General features: G+C 60.4%; 21 protein-coding genes and 2 pseudogenes. 12 read left to right on the plus strand and 11 right to left on the minus strand.

The genetic code is table 11. From position 1 onward, the window contains the following. Window positions 1–282 precede the first annotated feature (282 nt). On the plus strand, window positions 283–999 hold the full coding sequence (locus tag AC2T3R_RS10940; protein ID WP_015270093.1) for an SDR family NAD(P)-dependent oxidoreductase: 717 nt from the start codon (window positions 283–285) through the stop codon (window positions 997–999). A 125-nt stretch (window positions 1,000–1,124) separates the two neighbouring features. Here AC2T3R_RS10940 and ftrA read toward each other — a convergent pair whose 3' ends face one another. Next, entirely contained in the window at window positions 1,125–2,084 is a 960-nt protein-coding gene (ftrA, locus tag AC2T3R_RS10945; RefSeq protein WP_486745275.1) for a transcriptional regulator FtrA, read from the minus strand. A gap of 95 nt (window positions 2,085–2,179) precedes the next feature. On the opposite strand from ftrA, the gene AC2T3R_RS10950 reads away from it, so the two are divergent. After that, window positions 2,180–2,614 carry a rhodanese-like domain-containing protein gene (locus AC2T3R_RS10950; RefSeq protein WP_410953026.1) on the plus strand — a complete coding sequence of 145 codons (435 nt, stop codon included), beginning with the start codon at window positions 2,180–2,182 and terminating at the stop codon, window positions 2,612–2,614. A 124-nt stretch (window positions 2,615–2,738) separates the two neighbouring features. Here AC2T3R_RS10950 and AC2T3R_RS10955 read toward each other — a convergent pair. The 3 genes and pseudogenes from AC2T3R_RS10955 to AC2T3R_RS10965 all read right to left on the minus strand — a co-directional run. Then, window positions 2,739–2,879 (minus strand): annotated as a pseudogene (locus AC2T3R_RS10955) (chorismate mutase); the annotation flags it as partial. Between the two features lie 60 nt (window positions 2,880–2,939). Then, window positions 2,940–3,368, minus strand: a complete 429-nt coding sequence (locus tag AC2T3R_RS10960; RefSeq protein WP_410953027.1) for an MAPEG family protein — start codon at window positions 3,366–3,368, stop codon at window positions 2,940–2,942. After that, window positions 3,365–3,679, minus strand: a complete 315-nt coding sequence (locus AC2T3R_RS10965; RefSeq protein ID WP_024086856.1) for a DUF2834 domain-containing protein — start codon at window positions 3,677–3,679, stop codon at window positions 3,365–3,367. The genes AC2T3R_RS10960 and AC2T3R_RS10965 overlap by 4 nt, the downstream gene beginning before the upstream one ends. 108 nt (window positions 3,680–3,787) lie before the next feature. Here AC2T3R_RS10965 and AC2T3R_RS10970 point away from each other — a divergent pair, with 108 nt between their 5' ends. After that, complete coding sequence (locus AC2T3R_RS10970; protein ID WP_486745090.1) at window positions 3,788–4,609, plus strand: helix-turn-helix domain-containing protein; 822 nt, start codon at window positions 3,788–3,790, stop codon at window positions 4,607–4,609. Between the two features lie 194 nt (window positions 4,610–4,803). Here the strand turns inward: AC2T3R_RS10970 and AC2T3R_RS10975 are convergent, their stop codons facing one another. Then, window positions 4,804–5,712 (minus strand): LysR substrate-binding domain-containing protein, encoded by a 909-nt coding sequence (locus AC2T3R_RS10975; RefSeq protein ID WP_486745091.1) that lies wholly within the window; start codon window positions 5,710–5,712, stop codon window positions 4,804–4,806. A gap of 124 nt (window positions 5,713–5,836) precedes the next feature. Here AC2T3R_RS10975 and AC2T3R_RS10980 point away from each other — a divergent pair, with 124 nt between their 5' ends. The 3 genes from AC2T3R_RS10980 to AC2T3R_RS10990 all read left to right on the plus strand — a co-directional run bounded on the left by AC2T3R_RS10980 (window position 5,837) and on the right by AC2T3R_RS10990 (window position 7,784). Beyond that, window positions 5,837–6,298, plus strand: a complete 462-nt coding sequence (locus AC2T3R_RS10980; RefSeq protein ID WP_486745092.1) for a DUF6196 family protein — start codon at window positions 5,837–5,839, stop codon at window positions 6,296–6,298. Between the two features lie 199 nt (window positions 6,299–6,497). Further along, complete coding sequence (locus AC2T3R_RS10985) at window positions 6,498–7,259, plus strand: SDR family NAD(P)-dependent oxidoreductase (protein WP_410953031.1); 762 nt, start codon at window positions 6,498–6,500, stop codon at window positions 7,257–7,259. Window positions 7,260–7,448: 189 nt separating this feature from the next. Then, complete coding sequence (locus AC2T3R_RS10990; RefSeq protein ID WP_486745276.1) at window positions 7,449–7,784, plus strand: GFA family protein; 336 nt, start codon at window positions 7,449–7,451, stop codon at window positions 7,782–7,784. Between the two features lie 93 nt (window positions 7,785–7,877). Here AC2T3R_RS10990 and AC2T3R_RS10995 read toward each other — a convergent pair. Further along, window positions 7,878–9,080: pseudogene (locus tag AC2T3R_RS10995) on the minus strand (IS1182 family transposase); the annotation flags it as partial. 196 nt (window positions 9,081–9,276) lie between these two features. Between AC2T3R_RS10995 and AC2T3R_RS11000 the strand changes: the two are divergent. Further along, window positions 9,277–9,726 (plus strand): GNAT family N-acetyltransferase, encoded by a 450-nt coding sequence (locus AC2T3R_RS11000; protein ID WP_173895835.1) that lies wholly within the window; start codon window positions 9,277–9,279, stop codon window positions 9,724–9,726. A 259-nt stretch (window positions 9,727–9,985) separates the two neighbouring features. On the opposite strand, the gene AC2T3R_RS11005 is transcribed toward AC2T3R_RS11000, so the two are convergent. Next, window positions 9,986–10,897: a LysR family transcriptional regulator gene (locus AC2T3R_RS11005; protein ID WP_015270098.1), complete on the minus strand. Its 912-nt coding sequence runs from the start codon at window positions 10,895–10,897 to the stop codon at window positions 9,986–9,988. A 93-nt stretch (window positions 10,898–10,990) separates the two neighbouring features. Here AC2T3R_RS11005 and AC2T3R_RS11010 point away from each other — a divergent pair, with 93 nt between their 5' ends. The 5 genes from AC2T3R_RS11010 to aroE are packed head-to-tail and all read left to right on the plus strand — an operon-like array spanning window position 10,991 to window position 14,829. Next, the gene (locus AC2T3R_RS11010; protein WP_023660573.1) at window positions 10,991–11,938 is read left to right on the plus strand and encodes a ketopantoate reductase family protein; all 948 of its coding nucleotides are present in this window, start codon (window positions 10,991–10,993) and stop codon (window positions 11,936–11,938) included. After that, complete coding sequence (locus AC2T3R_RS11015) at window positions 11,935–12,333, plus strand: VOC family protein (RefSeq protein WP_015270100.1); 399 nt, start codon at window positions 11,935–11,937, stop codon at window positions 12,331–12,333. The genes AC2T3R_RS11010 and AC2T3R_RS11015 overlap by 4 nt, the downstream gene beginning before the upstream one ends. Beyond that, a complete protein-coding gene (locus tag AC2T3R_RS11020) occupies window positions 12,330–12,785 on the plus strand; it encodes a MaoC family dehydratase (RefSeq protein ID WP_003256790.1) in 456 nt (151 codons plus the stop codon). The genes AC2T3R_RS11015 and AC2T3R_RS11020 overlap by 4 nt, the downstream gene beginning before the upstream one ends. Next, window positions 12,782–14,014, plus strand: a complete 1,233-nt coding sequence (locus AC2T3R_RS11025) for a CaiB/BaiF CoA transferase family protein (protein WP_486745093.1) — start codon at window positions 12,782–12,784, stop codon at window positions 14,012–14,014. The genes AC2T3R_RS11020 and AC2T3R_RS11025 overlap by 4 nt, the downstream gene beginning before the upstream one ends. Beyond that, on the plus strand, window positions 14,011–14,829 hold the full coding sequence (gene aroE, locus AC2T3R_RS11030) for a shikimate dehydrogenase (RefSeq protein ID WP_486745094.1): 819 nt from the start codon (window positions 14,011–14,013) through the stop codon (window positions 14,827–14,829). The genes AC2T3R_RS11025 and aroE overlap by 4 nt, the downstream gene beginning before the upstream one ends. 53 nt (window positions 14,830–14,882) lie before the next feature. Here aroE and AC2T3R_RS11035 read toward each other — a convergent pair whose 3' ends face one another. Genes AC2T3R_RS11035 through AC2T3R_RS11050 form a run of 4 tightly spaced genes read right to left on the minus strand, consistent with a single transcriptional unit; the run spans window position 14,883 to window position 18,783 of the window. After that, window positions 14,883–15,602, minus strand: a complete 720-nt coding sequence (locus tag AC2T3R_RS11035) for a proteasome-type protease (protein ID WP_015270103.1) — start codon at window positions 15,600–15,602, stop codon at window positions 14,883–14,885. A 41-nt stretch (window positions 15,603–15,643) separates the two neighbouring features. Beyond that, entirely contained in the window at window positions 15,644–16,423 is a 780-nt protein-coding gene (locus tag AC2T3R_RS11040) for a transglutaminase family protein (RefSeq protein ID WP_015270104.1), read from the minus strand. After that, entirely contained in the window at window positions 16,420–17,370 is a 951-nt protein-coding gene (locus AC2T3R_RS11045; RefSeq protein WP_015270105.1) for an alpha-E domain-containing protein, read from the minus strand. The genes AC2T3R_RS11040 and AC2T3R_RS11045 overlap by 4 nt, the downstream gene beginning before the upstream one ends. Window positions 17,371–17,373: 3 nt before the next feature. After that, window positions 17,374–18,783, minus strand: a complete 1,410-nt coding sequence (locus AC2T3R_RS11050; RefSeq protein WP_015270106.1) for a circularly permuted type 2 ATP-grasp protein — start codon at window positions 18,781–18,783, stop codon at window positions 17,374–17,376. Window positions 18,784–19,173: the final 390 nt, after the last annotated feature.

Consider the following 19,173-nt stretch of genomic DNA (forward strand, 5'->3'; position numbering starts at 1 on the left):
CTGTTCGGCGGTGTGGTGACCAATGCTGCTGCGGCCACGGCGGAAAAGGTGAAATGCCAGCCTTGTAACCCTGAACCGCTATTGACCTCGAGTTAACTCAAGGTTTTAGAGTGGCGTGGCGGCACACTCGCTGCTTGCGCAAACGAACTCGCAAGCACCAGAAATGGACACTCCGACTTCACTGCTGGTTTTCCAGATTATCGGCGTCATCGCCTTGGGCCTGTCGAAGGCGATGACCGATCCAGTGAGGCCTGGAGCAGATCAGGGAAAGAGGAACAGCATGTGAAGACGATGATCGTAGGCGCCAGCAGAGGCCTGGGGCGGGCTTTGCTCGAAGGCCTCGGCAAGCCCGGGGACACGCTGATTGGCGTATCACGCAAACAGCCGAAAGATCTGGCCCTTGCGCCGGGCATCGACCTGTACTGGATCGATGCCGACCTTTCCGAGCCAGTGGCGGCTGTAGCACGGATCGCGGACCGAACACCTGCCGATCTGGACGTACTGATATACAACGTCGGCATCTGGGAAGAGCATGCCTTCAGCGAGCACTATGCATTCTCCGAAGACAGCGACGAATCGATCACCCGGCTGGTCGAGGTGAACGTCACCGCCACGCTGCTTCTTCTCAAACGCCTGATACCCAGGTTGCTCGGTGCTCCCCGGCCGCAGTTGATCCTCACCGGCTCGACTTCGGCTCTTCGCCAGAGCGGGCGCCCGGAGGTAGCGTTCGGTGCCTCCAAGTTCGCCCTCAACGGCATGGCTGATGCGCTACGCGAAGGCTTCAGGGATGACAACCTGGCGGTGACCGTGCTTCAGCTGGGTTACCTGAATACCGATGACGCCCTGTCCACGCCATTGGTGCAGGCTGCTGCGCGAGGTGAGCGGCGTTGGGTACCGGTACATGATGTGGTCACCATGGTCGATGCGTTGTTGCGCCTGTCAGGGGCTTCATTCGTACGGGAGTTGATCTTGCCCGCGATCGGGGATGAGCGCTTCTGACGCCACAACGGTCAGTCGCCCTGAGTCCGGATAGCAGCTGACGCGTACCAGGGCGCGACAGAATCGACATGCACGTGTTTCTGCTTCCTTGGCAGAAACGGTGTATCAAAGGTACCGCTGAACGGTCAGTGGTTGCCAAACTGCGCACGATACCTCATGGGCGCCAACCCCACGGTCTTGCGAAATGCTGCCCGGAAACTTTCCGCCGAGGCGAACCCGCAGCGTTCGGCGATTTGCTCATTGCTCAATGGGCTGCTTTCCAGCAACTCACGCGCCACGTTCATGCGTACCTGAAGCAGCCAGGTTTTCGGCGTGATGCCTGTCGCTTCGATGAAGCGTCGCAGGAAGGTACGTTCGCTCATCAGCGCCTTCGCTGCCAGCTGCTTGACCGTAAGCGGCCTGCCCACATGCAAGGTCGCCCACTCCAGCACCGCGGCAAGATCATCGCGAGGCTTCTGGGCAAGGGGTGCGGGGAAGAACTGTGTTTGCCCTCCGGAACGCTGGGGTGCCATAACCAGGCGACGGGCAACGGTGTTGGCAACCTGCGTACCAAAGTCTCGACTCACCAGGTGCAGGCAGGCATCTATACCGGCAGCGCTGCCTGCCGAGGTAATCAGCTGGCCGCAGTCTACGTAAAGCACGCCAGGGTCAACTTCAAGGAGTGGATAGCGTGCCGCGAGTTCGTCCGTATAGCGCCAATGGGTGGTGGCACGCTTGCCGTCCAGAAGGCCCGCAGCCGCGAGCACGAACACCCCCGAACAGATGGAAAGCAGCCGCGCCCCGCGTTGATACGCGGCGCGCAAGGCGTCCAGCAGCACCTGCGGCGGGCGCTCATCGCGGCTACGCCAGCCCGGAATGATAATGGTATGGGCATCAACGAGCGACTCCAAGCCGAACTCGGCAATGACCTGCATGCCACCTGCCGCGTGCATTGGTGCGGGATCGACGGCGACGATGCGATGCGTGTACCAGGCGAATTCGAACTCCGGGCGTGGCAGCCCGAAGATCTCCACGGCAATGCCGAACTCGAAGGTGCACAGCCCGTCATAGGCCAGCACGGCGACCAAACCAGGGTTCGTGAGCATTGGCGGAAAACTACCGGTGACTGTCGAATGCGCCACTGTAGCGATACAGGCGGGCTTCCTACAATGGGCGCACCTTCAACCGAGGAGTGAAATCCATGCCAAGCCTGGTCAGCGAATATCCTGCCGCAAGCCCATCCGATGCCCTGCTTCATTTCAGCCGCCGTCTGGCGTTCGAGACGGATTGTTCGGATGTTGAACGTAGCCAGCGGTCGGGTGACGTCGACTATGTGCTGGTAGATGTAAGGAGCAGCGAGGCGTTTGCGCAGGGCCATGTGCCGGGCGCGATCAATATTCCTGGCCGCACCATCAGCGCAGAACGCATGGCTGACTATGCGCGCCAGACGCTTTTCGTTGTTTATTGCGCGGGGCCGCATTGCAATGGCGTACATCGGGCGGCGGTTCGTTTGGCTGAGCTGGGTTTTCCGGTGAAAGAAATGATTGGCGGGGTTACCGGCTGGCTTGACGAAGGGTTTTCGTTGGTGGGGGCGGACGTTGCTGCACAGGGTAACGGCGTTTCATGTGCATGTTGAGTCGAGAGGGCACAGTTCGAGCGGCATCACCCGAAGACGTACCCGGCTTGATCGAGCACACGCCGCTTTGAGTCAAAGATGGAAGGGGGAGGCGGCGGGGCTTCGGATGAGCCCCGCGTTGTCTTCAAGATGCTGAAGGTCCGTTGGCCAGCTGCGCATGAATGGCCAGTTCTTGAGTGATGAAGGCCGAAATCATCGCCCGGTAGACCTGCTCCACGACCTCGGCCGAGGCACCAGTTTCGTCAGCCATTTCACGTTGGGGCCGCGCTTGCAAAACTAAATCTCGGAGCAAATTCTGCCTGGGGCTTCTGGCATGAACCCAGGATCAGCGCACCCATATCGTCATTGTGAGCGACGTACAGAACCCCAAGAGGCAGAGTATCCCGATACCATAGTAAACCGTGCGCCATGGCTGGATACCCCTCAAGTAAACCACGGTATGCAGGACCCTGGCGACGGTGAACAGAATGCTCAACACTGCCGTGACGGTTGCAGGTGCATTCATGGCAATGGCCAACCCACCGAGCGCGAAAAAAGTCGGGATGTTCTCCAGGTCGTTTGCCCAGGCCCTGCTCGCCCGATTCACTTGTGCAAGCTCTGCTTCACGGGCAACCCGATTGAAAACAGCGGCGTCTTCTGCGTTGGTGAATGCCCTGTGCCGCAGTCGGAACCAACCTTGGTAACAGGAGACCGCAAACATCTTGAGGAACAGCACAACCACGCACAGCGCGTAGACGTTCAAGGCATCGTTCACACCTGGCGCCCCCGATCAAGGCCATTGACCGCCAGATAGAGCAGCGGCCCGACGGACACGAAAACCGCCGTGAGCAGCAAGTAGGGAAGCATTGCGATGAGCGACCTGCCCCGAGAGTGGTTGTCCTTCACCATCCAGACGCAGGCCAGCGCCGCCATCAAGTACAAGTCGATGACCACCTGGGCTGTGTCCGGTCGCGAAACAAGCTCGCGCCCAAAGGCCAGTAGCGATTGTTCGGCGATCAACATCGTCCAGCCACTGTAAATCGAAAAGAGCACCAACGATGCCAGCGCACAAATACGAAGAGCCATGATCATGTCCCTGATAGGTTTTCCTGGCACATTAGGGGTAGGATGGTCGACGCTCAATGACCTCTGAGGTCATTGAGCCGGAGCGCAAGGACGGGCTAGAGACGAAGCATGAGTTACCAACTGTTCCATCAAAAATCCCCCGCACCGGCCACCTCCGCGGGCCAGCATTTGCGCCACCTGCGTCGGCAGGCGGGGCTCAGCCAGCTTGACCTGGCACTGATGGCCGGGGTTTCGCAGCGCCACCTCAGCTGTGTGGAAACCGGGCGTGCCAAAGTCAGCCCCGACACCTTGCATGCCTTACTGATGACCCTTGGGGCGCCACTGGAATACTGCAACGAAGTGTTTCTTGCCGCTGGCTACGCGCCGCGCTACGCCGCGACGCCACTCGATGCGCCCGCTATGGGTGTGGTACACACGGCCATCGAACATATCCTGCATGCAAACAATCCGGCGCCGGCCATCGTCATGGACAGCAACTGGGATATCACTGCCGCCAACGTGAGCACGGGTCTGCTGTTGGCGCTGGCGGGTGTGGCGCAGGACCTATCATCAGGCGTCAACCTGTTGGAAACACTGTTATGCCCCGGCGGCCTGGGTGATCGCCTGGCCAATGCCCAGGAGGTCCGTGCTGCCGCGTGGCAACGCGCGGCCAGGGAGTCAGTCAGCAACCCTACGCTCGCAGAGCGCCTGAGCAGCCTCCCTCCGCCGGGCATGGCCTTGCACGCAGAGACTGCCAGCCCCGTGCTGCTGACACGAGTGCGCATCGCAGATGGCGAGTTGAGCTTTCTATCTACCTTCACGACCTTCGGGCTACCCCTGGACATCACTGTAGAGTCACTGCGAATCGAGCATTTGATACCTGCCGATCTATCGACCAGACAAAGGATGATGCAAGCTTTCGATGCTTGGAATGCGGAATACGGCGAATAGCGCATAGCAGCTATCGACCCATAGCTGCCGGTCAGCACCGGCAGAGGTCTGCCAAAAGCGGGCATCCTGTAACGGATTACTGCCAGCCTCATCGGCATCAGGCCAGACGACCATGGCTCGGGTGCGATCAGATGATTTCGCCTTCACTATCAAGCACTCTTGCATACAAGCTGCGCGCAACCAGCCCTGTTCTGTTAAGCCTTCGGCGAACCCAATGCAGCAACAACTTCGTCTATGAAGTGCCTGAGCTTTGCGGAGGGGCGACGGTCGAAGGGGTAGATCAGATTGACGGGATACGTGGGCCCTTCGAATTCCTCGAAAAGTACGACCAGTTCACCCCGTTGCACGTAAGGCATCAGTACATCCTCGACGCACAGCGTGATGCCGAAATCCGCTAATGCGGCGTTCACCTTGGCCAGGGTGTTATTGACTTTCAGTCGACTCGCAATGGGGATCGTGAACGTCTGCATGTCTTTGGTGAATCGCCAGAGTTTGTCCGTCATTCGATCGGAGAACAGATAGCCCAGGCAATCATGGTCCACGAGTTGTTCGGGATGGAGCGGGGTCCCTTTGCGCGACAGATAAGCGGGAGATGCGCAAGCAAACATCCTGAAAGGTCTCAAGCCGCGTTGAACCAATGCCGCGCTGTCGGCCAGTTGGGGTTTGCCAAGCCGAAACACGACTTCGAATCCCTCTTCTACGATATTCACGAACCTGTCAGTCAACTCCAACTCGATTTCCGTTTCTGGGTAACGCGTTAGGTATTGGGTCAGGAACGGGATGAGTCGATGAGAACCATAATTATAGGGCGCGCTGATGCGGATTTTTCCGCGCGGAGTCGAGTTTGCTGACAGCGCCAGCTGATCGGCGTCTTCAACGTCGCTCAGGATAGCCTTGCAGCGCAAGTAATAGTCCCTGCCCACGGCGGTCAGGCTTTGTCGGCGAGTGGTGCGGGTGATCAGTTTAAGGCCTAGCTGAGATTCCAGATTGCTGACCTGTTTGGCAATCAGCTGTGGCGTCACGCCTAACACGGCAGCTGCTGCCGAGAAGGAGTCTGACTCCGCTGCTGCTACGAACGCCGCCATGCTTTTTAGCTTATCCATATCTACAATCTTTAGTTGTTAATGTTATTTAAATCCGAGCATTTATCTTGAAGATCTTCCTGCTTAGCATCTCCTCGGTCAATCAAAAGAAGCGCTGCGCGCTTTACTGAACGGAGAGTCTGAAATGGTGAACATTTCCCATGAAACGGTCCAAGATACGGAGCGCCGCTTGTTGCGCGTCATTACCCAAGCCCATTTGAGGCTCTTCCCCGGCACCTACGCATTTCTCGAGTTTCCGTTGCCATCGTTCCCTAATGCCGCTCGCCCTGATGCACTGGCGCTCGTACGGGATGACCAGGTATGGAGTCAACTGGTCCCCTGTGCTGATGTCGAGCAAGAGCTATTCGGCGTCTTCCGATTTCACTTTCCGCAAGGCGCCGACAACAGCGGTTTCGTTGGCTGGTTGGCAATGCGCCTGAAGCAGAAGTTTGGGACCGGCGTTTTTGTGACCTGTGGCCAGAATCGAGATGAGGGTGGGATCTTTGATTATTGGGGCGTCCCGGCCAGCCTAGCTTCGGATGTCTTCGCAGAGATCCAGACTTTGGTAGATGGCCAAACGGACGGGGAGGTGGGAGTTTCCCTGTAGCGGATACGTTCGCGCGTCCCCAAATCTCAGCTTCTGCGCGGCTGAATGGTCATGACCCATGCGCGTATCTAAATGATGTGCTGACGCAGTGAGCCAGTGAGATCTAGCAACTGCTTGCACATCTGTGGATGCCTGACTGAGACGTGCAAGGTGTGTACGCTGGCCGCTTACTCTTTAGCAACCCATTCGAGATATCCATATGCCACCCAATCCGACAACCGATAACGTATTACGCGTCGCATTGGTGACAGGATCAACTTCCGGTATCGGCGCAGCCATTGCACGTGTACTTAGCCGGGCAGGCTATGCGGTGGTGCTCCATTCGCGAAATTCTGCGGATACGGGACACGCTATGGTTGCCGAAATGAAGCAGGCTATTTACTTGCAAGCTGATCTTGCTGTCGAAGCTGACAGGGTCAGGCTTGTTAACGAGGCTATCGCCGCGTGGGGGCAGCTCGACGTACTGGTCAATAACGCCGGTATTAGCAGAGTCATTGCGCACGGCGACCTTACCTCTGCCAGTTCGACGGTGTGGCACGAACTTAACGAGGTTAATGTCGTGGCGCCGTTCCATCTGGTTGCTTTGGCCGAGTCGGCACTGCGCGATGCCGCCCGTTACCGTCGAGCAGGTTGCGTCGTAAACATCAGTTCGCATGCCGGTACCCGTCCTAAGGGCGCATCGATTCCCTATGCGGTAAGCAAAGCTGCGCTTAATCACATGACCCGCTTGCTCGCGGTATCGCTAGGGCCAGAAATTCGCGTAAACGCTGTGGCGCCTGGCTTGGTCGACACGCCTCTGACCGCAGAGTGGACAGAGGCTCAAGAGTTGTGGCGAACTCGCGCACCTATGCGCAGGGCCGCCAGCCCAGAGGACATCGCAAAAGCTGTTGTCATGCTGGTCGAGTCCGACTACTTGACCGGCGAGATACTCCTTTCAGACGGTGGGTTGAATCTGACCTAGAGAAAAAGAGTCACCCTGTCGACCCATGGCTGCCCCTCATCCATCTGAGGTATCTGAAGTCTTGGTAAGGCACCCTTCCAATTGCCACTGTATTTATGTACAGTATTTGTTTCCTTTGGAGAGAAAGCCATGCTTAACGGTAGTTGCTGCTGCGGAGCAGTGAAGTTTTCGGTGTCGAGTCCTCCGACAATGATGGGAACATGTCATTGCTCTCGTTGCAGAAAGGTCGGAGCAAGTACCTTCGTCTTCGTAAAGCGCTCATCGTTCGAGCTGATTTCCGGCTCGGACTCCATCACCACCTACTATCCTGAAGCACCTTATAAGTACAACCGGTGCTTCTGTTCGCACTGCGGAACAGCATTGGGCGAGGTGACGTCAACCGCCGAGTCGTTTCCCGTGGCTGCGAATTGCATCGATGAGGCATTAACCATCACCAATCTCTTCCATGAGTTCGTCAAGGAAAAGCCAAGCTGGTACGACATTTGCGACAGCGCCAAGCAGTTTCCGGAACATCCACATCAATAAGACGGCACTCGCGCCCGACCAAGGCTTTAACGTGGCAACTCGCAAGTGCCACGGCCAGCTCCTGGCCGCAAGCTGCCCTACATGAAGGGCAGCTACCGTTTCATGCTCCCAGCGCTTCAATCGGCGTTCCTTACCCGTCGTACACTGCTTCTGCATGGAGCAACTTTGGCAGCCAGAGAACCAGTAGGAGTGCAGCAACATGCCGTCTTCCACCGAAGAATGCCTGCGGGTCAGTAGTTGATCCGCAGGGCATCGGTATTCATCCGATGCAGCGATGTAGATGAAGTCCTGCTTGCCGAATCGGCCTTCCGCTTTGCTGCTTGATGTCAGCGGCTTCGGGACAAAAGTGGTGATCCCTGCCTGCTCGCAAGCAAGGATCTCCGGACCTTTGTAATAGCCTCGGTCGGCGACCACTGTCAGCGACTCAGCGCCGATCTCTTCGCGTGCCTGGTTCGCCATATTGCTCAGCTGCGTTCGGTCATTGCCAACATTAGTGCCTTCATGAGCAATGATCAGATGGTATTTGTCATCGACTGCTGTTTGTACGTTGTAGCCAACCGTGCCAGTACCTCGGCCACTCGTGGCCATTGAGCGTGCATCAGGATCGGTAAGAGAGATTTGCTGATCTGGGCTGGCGTGAAGCTGCGCTTCAATGTCCTTTAGCTTTGTCATCTGCTGTTTCAGCTTTTCTATTTTTTCGCTCAGCCGTTCAGCCTTGGCCTCGGCGACCTCGGGCGCCGCCCGATCCGCCGAATCCAGCGCCGCAAGATAGCGGTCAATGCTCTGCTCGATCTGCTGCATGCGCGCCTTGATCTTGCCCTGGGTGAAGTTGCGGTCGCGGTTATTTACGGCTTTGAATTTGCTGCCGTCGATGGCAATGATCGACTGGGAGAAAAGATTGAGGTTGCGGCACAGCACTACGAATTGCCGGCACACGCCGCGAATAGCTTTACCGTTGTCTCGACGAAAGTCAGCAATCGTTTTGAAGTCAGGAGCCAACCGGCCCGTTAACCACATCAGCTCGACGTTGCGCTCTGCCTCGCGCTCAAGCCGGCGGCTGGACTGAATCCGATTGAGGTAGCCATAGATGTAGATTTTCAGCAGGACTGCTGGATGGTAGGCCGGACGACCCGTAGCAGCCGGATCGACACCCTCGAATCCGAGCGCTCCGAGGTCGAGTTCATCGACGAAAACGTCAACCACTCGAACAGGGTTTTCTTCGGTGATGTAATCATCCAGGCACTCCGGCAGCAGCGTGACTTGCGTCCGGGCCTCACCCTCAATGAACCGCTTCATGATCGTCCCCGCCACGATCTCGACGATCAGAAGGTTAGATAATCGCAGGGTTTTTTCACAGCCTGGACCCGAAGCTGCCGGTCTGTAACGTTACCTCTCGCGCATGGAAGTGTCTGTTAGCAGAGGCGTTGTTGCATATCTCTAAGTCGGATGTTCTGGTATAAAAATACCCCTGCCCAAGTCACGGACGACGACCATGCAGATACGCAAGATGACTCAGGAAGACCTGCCAAGCGCCAACGCCCTGTGCTTGGATGCGTTCATGCTAGCGGTTGCGCCATCGCTGTCTGCCCAGGGCGTGGAAACCTTCGCAAAGGTGGTTGCTCAGAAGGCGTTTGCCGAACGAATGGTAAGTGACAACCTGATGCTGGTTTGTGTCGCGGAGGGAACCTTGGTCGGGCTGATCGAGCTGAAGGAAGGGCGCCATGTGGCGATGCTGTTCGTTGCGCCGGCCTGGCAGCGCCACGGCGTTGGGAGGCGCTTGATGAATGCGGCTCTGGAGCAGGCCAGGGCCAATGTAGTAACAGTTAGAGCGTCGCTATCTTCAGTGGCCGCTTATGAACGTTACGGTTTTGCGTTGGCAGGGGAAGTGGGCGAGCTTGCCGGGCTGATCTACCAACCGATGGAGAAGCGGTTGACCATTTGAAGCGCCGTCTACGACCCAGGCCGCTGTTCTTAATGACTTCAAATGGCCGTTAGGGGCCATGCGCCAAGGGCCGTAATGGGTCGTTAGTCGCCGTTCGTGGACAATTGCTGTCGGCCCAGAGACCGGCCGCTTCGCGGCCCCATCGCCTTCGACCCGCGCCCGGCGCGGTCGGCAAATAGGCGGCACGCTATGCCCGTTGAACGGCGGGTCAGCCCAGAACCATGGAGCGATGAGGCGAGCGAAGGTTTCGCCGTGTGTGCTAACCGGCCCCTGTTTGAAACAAGCCCCGCACCACCTCCCTGATCCAGCGATTCCCGCTGTCTTGCTGGTACCGTGCGTGCCAGTGCTGCTTGACCGTGAAACCTTCCACTGCAAACGGGCAATCGTGCACGTGCAAACCATGCATGTCGGCGAGTGTCTGGCCGATGTGCCGTGGCAACGTAGCCACCAGGTCGGTCGACCCGACAATCATCCCCAACCCCAGAAACGCCGGCAGCTCCAGCATGATCCTGCGTTCGATGCCGGCCCGCGCCAGGCCAGCTTCCAGTAACTTCTGCCCGGTCCCGGCACTGATTTGTACATGCCCCTCGGCCTGGTAGCCCGCCACGCTCATGCCGTTGCTCAAACGCGGGTGTAGCGGGTTGCTCAGGCAGACCCAGTCCTGCTCGAACAACACTTGCTGATACATCCCCGCACCCAGCCAGGGCACGAAGCCGATGGCCAGGTCCGCCTCGCCCGACTCCAGCGCGCTCTCGGTATTGCCATCGATGCGTGCAGCTTCCAGGCGAATACCCGGCGCGTGGGTGCGCAGGTGGTTGAGGATGCTGGGCAGCAGGGTGATATGGCTGGCATCACTGACGCACAGGCGAAAGCGCCGCTGCGCCGTGGCCGGAACGAACTGCGGCTCCCAGGTAGTCAGGCGCCGCAGCGATTCCAGCACCTCGCGGCATGGCCCGATCAGCTGGTCTGCCCGCGGGGTTGGCGCCATGCCGCCTGGCGTACGCACGAACAGTGGGTCGTTCAACTCTTCACGCAAGCGCCCCAACCAGATGCTCACGGTAGGTTGGCTCTGGCCGAGCTGTTCAGCACTGCGAGTGACGCTGCGGCATTGGTACAGCACATCGAACAGTTGCAGCAGCTTGGGGTCGGGCAAAGCGTCGAGCGCACTCATTATTGCGAAATCCAATAAGTGTATTGAGTCCATTGTATAGCCGAAATAAGGCTCGCTGCATAAGGTAGTCGCAAACCACAGGAGGTCAGCGATTTGAAAATCTGCATTCTGGGCGCCGGCGCCCTGGGTTGTGCCATCGGTGCGGCCTTGAGCGAAGCGGGGCACGAAACCTGGCTGTTGAACCGTGGCCATGCACATGTCGAGGCGATGAACCTGCACGGGCTGCGGGTGCAGGACGAACGCGGCGAGCGGCAGGTCCGGGTGAAGGCAGCCTGCGACGCGGCAACCGTGGGCGTGGCCGACCTGGTGGTGGTGCTGGTCAAGTCATTCCACACCGGCGAGGCGATTGCCGGGGCCAAGGCGCTGATCGGGCCGCAGACGCTGGTGCTGTCACTGCAGAACGGTCTTGGCCATGAAGACATCCTGGCCGAGGCCGTGGGCCGTGAGCGGGTGCTGGCTGGCAAGACCTACGTCGGTGGCGTGCTGCTGGCGCCGGGTTCGATCCGCGCCGGTGTTGCGGGCAAGCAGACTTTCATCGGCGAACTCGACGGCCAAAGGACGCTGCGTGTGCAGGCCATCGCCGAGGTCTTCAATGGTGCCGGGCTCGCCACCACGGTCAGTGACAACATTCTCGGCACCATGTGGGACAAGCTGCTGGTCAACGTCGCGACAGGCGCGCTCAGCGGCATCACCAGGCTCGGTTATGGCCAGTTGTACAGCGAGCCGCTGCTGGAAAGCACCGCCAAGGCAGCGGTGGCTGAAGCCATTGCCGTCGCTGAACGAGCAGGCATCCGCCTGAGCCTCACCAGCCCGGATTCTGCATGGCGGCTGGCCGCCGAAGGCCTGCCGGCAAGCTTCCGTACCTCGATGCTGCAGAGCCTGGAAAAGGGTTCGGTCACCGAGATCGATTTCATCAATGGCTCCGTCGTGCGCTGGGGCCAGCGCCATGGCGTGGCCACGCCGGTCAACGCGACCCTGGTGGCCTGCATCAAGGGCATCGAACGCGCCATGGCCGATCAGCAGAAGGGGAGTAATCCATGAGCCAGCCGAAAGCCTACCTTGAACACGTTGCGTTCTGGGTGCGCGACATCCAGTGGCACATCCGCTTTTTCAGCGAGGTGTGTGGCATGACCATGCGTGAAATACAGGGTGACGTCGAGCAGCCTGCACAGTACTGGACCCTTGGTGGCCTGCAGTTCATCCACCAACCGGACTTTGCCGGCCCGGAAGGGCGCATGGCGCACCTGGGCATCATGTGCGAGGACCTCGAAGCCACCCTGGCCGCCGCACAGCGTTTCGGCGTCAGCGAAATGCCCCAGGGCCGCAACTGGCTGCGCCTGCCTGACGGCCTTGCGGTCGAGTTCATTCAGGCATCGCCGGCGAAATGCGTCGCCCAGGCACTGGCCATCGACCCACGTGCAGAGGTGGTGGCATGAGCGTAGTGGAAAGATACTGGGACGATGCCCGCGAAGGCGATGAATGCATCAGCCCCACCTACACGGTGACCCGCGAACGTATCCTGGCCTACGCAGACCTCACCGGCGACCACACCCCGGTGCATGTCGACGAGGCCTACGCCAACGCCAGTCATTTCGGCTGCCTGGTTGCCCACGGCCTGTTCGGCCTGTCGATCGCCGACGGCCTGAAGACCCAGTGCGAATACCGCTTTGTACCGGGCATGTCGCTGGGCTGGACCTGGGACTTCGTGCTGCCGATCAAGGTCGACGATGTGCTGCACGTGCGCATGCGCGTGGGGGCGATGCGTCCGAGCAACAGCCGACCGGGCTGGGGCATCGTGGTCTTGCCGTCGGAGCTGATCAACCAGCACGGCGAAGTCGTGCAGCGTGGCGAGCACCGGCTGATGGTGCCCCGGAGGGTGCAGGCATGAGCCAGGCATTGCCATTGGCAGGTATCCGCGTCATCGACTACAGCCACTTCCTCGCCGGGCCCTATGTGGGCCGCTGCCTGGCAGCACTCGGCGCCGAGGTGATCAAGGTCGAACGGCCGGGCAGCGGCGATGCCGGGCGCCAGCATGCATTTACCCTTGATGAGCAGCAGAGCGGTTACTTCCTGCAGCTGAACATGGGCAAGCAGGGCGTCAGCGTGAACATGAAGGACCCGCGTGGCAAAGCGTTCATGCAACGCCTGACCGATTCGGCCGATGTGTTCATCGAAAACTATCGCCCCGGCGCCCTGGACAAGCTGGGCCTGGGCTATGCCGAGCTGTCGGCGCGCAACCCGCGTCTGGTGTACTGCTCCATCTCCGCCTATGGCCATACCGGGCCGGATGCCCACCGCGCCGGTTTCGGGCTGATCGCCGAGGCCAAGAGCGGGATCATGCAGATGGTCGGCGTGCCGGGCGAAGCGCCGCCGTTGCTGCGCATTTCCCTTGGCGACATGTACACCGGCATTCATGCCGTGGCGGCGATCAATGCGGCATTGCTGGGCCGGGCGAACAGTGGTCGCGGCCAGCACATCGACATGGCCCTGTACGACACGCTGGTGTCGATGCATGAATATGCGGTGCAGTGCTACACCTTGTCCGACGGCACTGTCCTGCCCGAGCAGACCGGCCATGACATGCCCACCTCCACCCTGTACGGCGTGTTTCGCGCGGCCGATGGCGACCTGGTAATCGCCGCCCAGGTCGACGATGCCTGGAAGCGCTTTGCCGCGATGCTGGAAGCCAACGGTGGCCCGGCCGGGTTCGGCAGCGACAGCCGCTACCACAGCCTCAATGGCCGCAACGCCCATCGCCAGGCGATTCTGGCCGTGGTTCGCGACTGGGTCGGCGCGCGCCAGGTGGCGGATATCCTGCAGTTGCTCGATGACATCGACATCCCCAGCGCCAAGGTGCAGCGCATCGACGAGGTGGTGGCCGACCCGCAGATTAAGGCGCGCAACATGGTCATCGAGCAGCAGCACCCGCGCTACGGTACCTTGCGCCTGCCCAACCTGCCGTTTCGCTTTTCCGACTGCGACACCACGATCCACCAGGTGGCCCCGGACCTCGGTCAGCACAATGCCGAAGTGGCCGCCGGCCTAGGTTTCACCCCTGAAGAAATCACCGCCATGCAGGCAGACGGTGTGCTGTTCACCCACGGAGATGCACGATGAGCGACCGCTATGCAGTGATCGGCCGGCCGATCAACCACACCAAGTCCCCGTTGATTCATGGCCTGTTCGCCCAGGTCGCCGGCCAGTGCCTGGAGTATGGCGCGCTGGAGGGCGAGCTCGAGGGCTTCGAGGCTCAGGTACTGCAGTTTCGCAGTGATGGCGGGTTGGGCATGAACATCACCGCGCCGTTCAAGTTGCGAGCCTTCGAGCTGGCCGACCAGCGCAGCGAGCGCGCCCAGTTGGCGCGGGCGGCCAATGCGTTGAAGTTCGAGGATGGCCGTATCTTTGCCGAAAACTTCGACGGCATCGGCTTGCTGCGGGATATCGAGGAAAACCTCGGTGAGCCGCTGGCCAATCGACGGGTACTGTTGCTCGGCGCCGGTGGCGCGGTACGCGGTGCATTGCTGCCGTTCCTGCAGGCGGGGCCGAGCGAGCTGGTGCTTGCCAACCGTGACATGGCCAAGGCGCTCGCCCTGCGCAACGAACTGGATCATCCAAGGCTGCGCATCAGCCGTTATGAGGAGCTGGAGGGACAGTCCTTCGACATCGTGGTCAACGCCACCTCTGCCAGCCTCACCGGCGAGCTGCCGCCACTGCCTGAAGGCGTGCTGGGCGGGACGCAGCTGGCTTACGAGCTGGCGTATGGCAAAGGCCTTACGCCGTTCCTGCGCATGGCCCAGGCGCAGGGGGTGGTGCGCCTGGCCGACGGTGTCGGCATGTTGGTCGAGCAGGCGGCGGAGGCTTTCGCCTGGTGGCGCGGGGTACGGCCAGAAACCCGCGCCGTCATCGATCGCCTGACTATTCCGCTGGAGTAGGACCATGGCCACAGTGGGAACGGGCATGCCCGCTTCCACTGTGGCCCTGCCAATCAGTACGGCGGCGCTGGCAGTTCGGCCAACAGTCTTTTGAGCCCGTCGCTCCACTGCCTGCGTATCTGCTCGTAATACACATCGTCGCTGGCGATACGCTGGCGTTTCGGTGTTTCCAGGCTGTCCTTCTGATACACCAGCAAGTCCAACGGCATGCCCACCGACAGGTTGCTGCGAATGGTCGAGTCGAACGAGATCAGGCCACAGCGCAACGCTTCATCGAGTGGCATATGGTAGCCGAGGTTACGGTCCAGAATCGGCCGCCCGTACTTGCTTTCGCCCAGTTGCAGGAACGGGGTGTCCGGCGTGGCCTGGAAGAAATTGCCCTGCGCATAGACGTTGTATATGCCCATGGGGCCGCCGGCAATCTGGCCGCCGACGATGAACGAACTGCTCAGGTCGATTCCGGCCGACAGCTTGCTGCGATCACGGCTGACCACCTCGCGCAAGGTGTCGGCGACCAGTACCGTTGCATCGTAGAGCGTCGCAACGTTCAACAGGTGGGGGCCGGGGCCCTTCGTACGTTGCTGGAGCAGGTTCACCACCGATTGCGAGGTCGCCAGGTTGCCAGCGGTCTGCAGGACGATCAAGCGCTCCCCCGGCACGCCGAACACGAACAGCTTGGCAAAGCTGGCGATCTGGTCGATGCCCGCATTGGTGCGTGAGTCGCTGATGAAGACAAGCCCGTCCGCCAGGTGCATGGCGACACAATAGGTCATGCTGTTTCCCTTGTTTTTTTCATGAACGGATGCCGCACCTGTCATTGGCGGTGCACGTGTACGCTGGCCTGCATCGATTCGGCGCCGCCCCCGCGGCGCACGCCCCTGACCGGGCAGGCATCGAGGTAGTCCAGGCCCACTGCCAGCTTCAGGTGGCGTTCTGGCCGGGTCAGGCGGTTGGTGATGTCGAAGCTGTACCAGGCGTCATCGACCCAGGCTTCCGCCCAGGCATGGCTGGCCAGGTGCTGCTCGTCTTCGGTACATAGGTAACCGGACACATAGCGTGCCGGAATACCCAGGCTGCGCGCGCAGGCGAGGAACGCATGGGTATGGTCCTGGCACACCCCGGCAGCGCCGCTGAACGCTTCGATGGCAGTAGTGCCCACCGATGTGGCACCGGGGCTGTATGGCATGTGCTCGGCCAGGCCTTGCATCAGCCCGATCAACGCTGCCCGGTCACGGTGCTCGCCACAATGTCGGCTGGCGAAGGCCTTGAGAGTGTCATCGGCCTGGGTCAGGTGGCTGCCGCGCAGGAAGGGCAGGGGTGAATGTTCGCCGGCCTCCTGCTCGCGATCCGGGTCGATTTCTACCTGGCCGCTGGCGGTCAGTGCCAGGTGGCCATGGGGTTTGTCCAAGGTCAGTACATGCAGGATGTTGCCATACGGGTCGATCTGGCCCTTGACCTTGCAGGGCAGGTCGAGTTGCCATTCAGTGATGCGCTGGCGCTCGCTGCTGCGTGGCGTCAGGCGCAGGAACTGGATACTGTTGCACACATCGCTTGCATAGCTGTAGGTAGTGTCGTGACGAATGGACAGTTTCATACGACCTCCAGATAGGAGTGGTGGACCGCCTGGCCCAGTTGATTGATGCGCCCGATGAAGTCGCTCAACCACGGGTGCAACCCTGCTTCGAGTATTTCGTCGATCGCGGTGTAGCGCAGGCGAGCGTTGAGTTCGGCGGCCATGCGCTGGGCGGCGCGCCCGGTGCTGCCCGGCAGGCTGGCAAGGATCTGGTCCAGCTCCTCGATGCAGGCATGCAGCGAGCGGGGCACATCGACCCGTAGCAATAGCAACTCGGACACCGGTCGTGCACTGGGTGCGGCGCGATACAGTTCGTTGAAGGCTTCGTAGGAGGTCAGCGCGCGCAGCAAGGCGCTCCATTGGTAATAGCCGCGGGCAGAATCATCGCTGACTTCCTCGGAGGCCTCCCCGAACATTTCATAGCGTGCATCGAGCAGGCGCAGGGTGTTGTCAGCCCGCTCCAGGAAGGTCCCCAGGCGGATGAAGCTGTAAGCGTCGTTGCGCATGATGGTGCCTGAAGTAGCACCGCGGAACAGGTGCGAGCGTTCCTTGACCCAGTCGCAGAACTGGCTGATGCCATAACGGCCGAGACCATTGCTGGCAATGTTGCGCATCTCGATCCAGGTAGCGTTGATGTTCTCCCACATGTCGGCAGTGATGCGGCCACGCACTGCGTGGGCATTGGTCCTGGCCGCCTGCAGGCAGCAATAGATGCTGCCGGGGTTGGTCGCATCGAGGGCGAAGAAGTGCAGCATGCGCTCGGTGTCCAGCTCGGTGTGCCGGCGGCGGTAGTCGTCCAGCGTTCCGGATGCCAGCAGTGACATGGCCAGCTCGGCATGGCCGTCGCTGCGGCCAGCCTGGGGCATCAGCGATAGCGAATAACTGACCTCGAGCATGCGCGCAAGGTTCTCTGCACGCTCCAGGTAGCGCGACATCCAGTAAAGGTCGGAAGCAGTTCTCGAAAGCATGGTTCAGTCCTCCACCACCCAGGTGTCCTTGGTACCGCCGCCTTGCGACGAGTTGACCACCAGCGAACCTTCCTGAAGGGCCACGCGGGTAAGGCCGCCTGGCACCAGTCGGGTTTCACTGCCGGACAGCACGAACGGGCGCAGGTCGATGTGGCGCGGCGCGATGCCGCTGTCGACGAAGGTCGGGCATGTGGAAAGGCACAGGGTAGGTTGAGCGATGTAGGCGTGCGGGCGGGCCTTGATGCGGGCGCGGAAGTCCTCGATCTGTGCGCTGGTCGCCGCAGGCCCGACCAACATGCCGTAGCCACCGGACCCCTGGGTTTCCTTGACCACCAGCTCGGGCAGGTGGGCCAGGACATGGGAAAGCTCTGCAGGCCTGCGGCACTGCCAGGTAGGGACGTTGTTCAGGACCGGCTCTTCGCTCAGATAGAAGCGGATCATGTCGTCGACATAGGGGTAGATCGACTTGTCGTCTGCCACCCCGGTGCCTACCGCATTGGCCAGCACCACGTTGCCAGCGCGGTACACCGAAATCAGCCCCGGCACGCCCAGCATCGAGTCAGGGTTGAACGACAGCGGGTCGAGGTAGTCGTCGTCCAGGCGGCGATAGATCACATCCACCTGTTTTGGACCAGCGGTAGTACGCATGTAGACGTGCTCGTCACGGATGAACAGGTCCGCACCCTCGACCAGTTCGATGCCCATTTCCCGGGCCAGGAAGGCGTGCTCGAAATAGGCACTGTTGAAGCGGCCAGGGGTGAGCAACACGGCAGTGGGGTTGTCCAGTGGGCTGGCGCTCTTGAGCGTGTCCAGCAGCAGGTTGGGGTAGTGGTCGATGGGAGCGATACGCTGTGCGGCGAACAGCTCGGGGAACAGCCGCATCATCATCTTGCGGTCTTCGAGCATGTAGCTGACCCCGCTGGGGGTGCGCAGGTTGTCCTCCAGCACGAAGTAGCTGCCATCCCCGTCACGGACCAGGTCGACGCCAGCGATATGGGCATAGAGCCCGCGGTGCAGGCCCAGGCCCTGCATGGCGATCTGGTAGCCTTCGTTGGCCAGCACTTGTTCCGGCGGGATGATGCCGGCCTTGAGGATGCGCTGGTCGTGGTAGATGTCCTGCAGGAACAGGTTCAACGCCTGAACCCGCTGGATACAGCCGCGCTCGACCATGCGCCATTCGCTGGCGCGAATGCTGCGCGGGATGATGTCAAAGGGGATCAGGCGCTCGGTATCCTCTTTGTCACCGTACAAGGTGAAGGTGATACCGGCGCGGTGAAACAGCAGGTCAGCTTCGCGTCGGCGTTGCTCCAGCAACTCCAGCGGGGTGTTTGCCAACCAGCGGGCGAACTCCTGGTAATGCGGGCGGCAACTTCCGTTCGTATCATACATTTCATTGAAAAATGCCCGGGACATACCCACTCCTTGCCACCGTTGCCGGCAGCTTCATTGCGGTTCATCTACGTGTTTCAGGGTGCGGCCTTGCGGGTCGGTGGGTGTTTTGTCTGCGGTGAGCCTCGAATCCGATCAATTGCTGTGCGTTGTGCACGCAAGAGGCCATTGCAATGAAGGTGCCGAAAGCCAGGCACAGTTCTGGAGTGGCAACGGGCTGGCGGTAACACCTTGAAACTCTTGGGTTTTATTGCTGCATTCGATGACTGCGCCGCATGCAGCCGTGCGGGAACGGTCGGGAGGGGGGACAGGCGCGCCTCAAAAAAAGGCGCGCTATGCACCGAGCTGCAGCTTTTGCTCCGAATTGGAGCGAGTCCATGGCGAGGCGGCACTCCGGCCGCGCAAGCAAGGAGT

This window comes from Pseudomonas sp. PVC-5-1 (genome assembly GCF_057444345.1).

Coding starts and splice junctions, on each gene's coding strand:
- ftrA (WP_486745275.1), bottom strand. CDS start 2,084: ATGCTCACGAACCCTGGTTTGGTCGCCGTGCTGGCCTATGACGGGCTG.
- AC2T3R_RS10950 (WP_410953026.1), top strand. CDS start 2,180: ATGCCAAGCCTGGTCAGCGAATATCCTGCCGCAAGCCCATCCGATGCC.
- AC2T3R_RS10965 (WP_024086856.1), bottom strand. CDS start 3,679: ATGGCTCTTCGTATTTGTGCGCTGGCATCGTTGGTGCTCTTTTCGATT.
- AC2T3R_RS10970 (WP_486745090.1), top strand. CDS start 3,788: ATGAGTTACCAACTGTTCCATCAAAAATCCCCCGCACCGGCCACCTCC.
- AC2T3R_RS10975 (WP_486745091.1), bottom strand. CDS start 5,712: ATGGATAAGCTAAAAAGCATGGCGGCGTTCGTAGCAGCAGCGGAGTCA.
- AC2T3R_RS10980 (WP_486745092.1), top strand. CDS start 5,837: ATGGTGAACATTTCCCATGAAACGGTCCAAGATACGGAGCGCCGCTTG.
- AC2T3R_RS10985 (WP_410953031.1), top strand. CDS start 6,498: ATGCCACCCAATCCGACAACCGATAACGTATTACGCGTCGCATTGGTG.
- AC2T3R_RS10990 (WP_486745276.1), top strand. CDS start 7,449: ATGATGGGAACATGTCATTGCTCTCGTTGCAGAAAGGTCGGAGCAAGT.
- AC2T3R_RS11000 (WP_173895835.1), top strand. CDS start 9,277: ATGCAGATACGCAAGATGACTCAGGAAGACCTGCCAAGCGCCAACGCC.
- AC2T3R_RS11005 (WP_015270098.1), bottom strand. CDS start 10,897: ATGAGTGCGCTCGACGCTTTGCCCGACCCCAAGCTGCTGCAACTGTTC.
- AC2T3R_RS11015 (WP_015270100.1), top strand. CDS start 11,935: ATGAGCCAGCCGAAAGCCTACCTTGAACACGTTGCGTTCTGGGTGCGC.
- AC2T3R_RS11020 (WP_003256790.1), top strand. CDS start 12,330: ATGAGCGTAGTGGAAAGATACTGGGACGATGCCCGCGAAGGCGATGAA.
- AC2T3R_RS11025 (WP_486745093.1), top strand. CDS start 12,782: ATGAGCCAGGCATTGCCATTGGCAGGTATCCGCGTCATCGACTACAGC.
- aroE (WP_486745094.1), top strand. CDS start 14,011: ATGAGCGACCGCTATGCAGTGATCGGCCGGCCGATCAACCACACCAAG.
- AC2T3R_RS11035 (WP_015270103.1), bottom strand. CDS start 15,602: ATGACCTATTGTGTCGCCATGCACCTGGCGGACGGGCTTGTCTTCATC.
- AC2T3R_RS11040 (WP_015270104.1), bottom strand. CDS start 16,423: ATGAAACTGTCCATTCGTCACGACACTACCTACAGCTATGCAAGCGAT.
- AC2T3R_RS11045 (WP_015270105.1), bottom strand. CDS start 17,370: ATGCTTTCGAGAACTGCTTCCGACCTTTACTGGATGTCGCGCTACCTG.
- AC2T3R_RS11050 (WP_015270106.1), bottom strand. CDS start 18,783: ATGTCCCGGGCATTTTTCAATGAAATGTATGATACGAACGGAAGTTGC.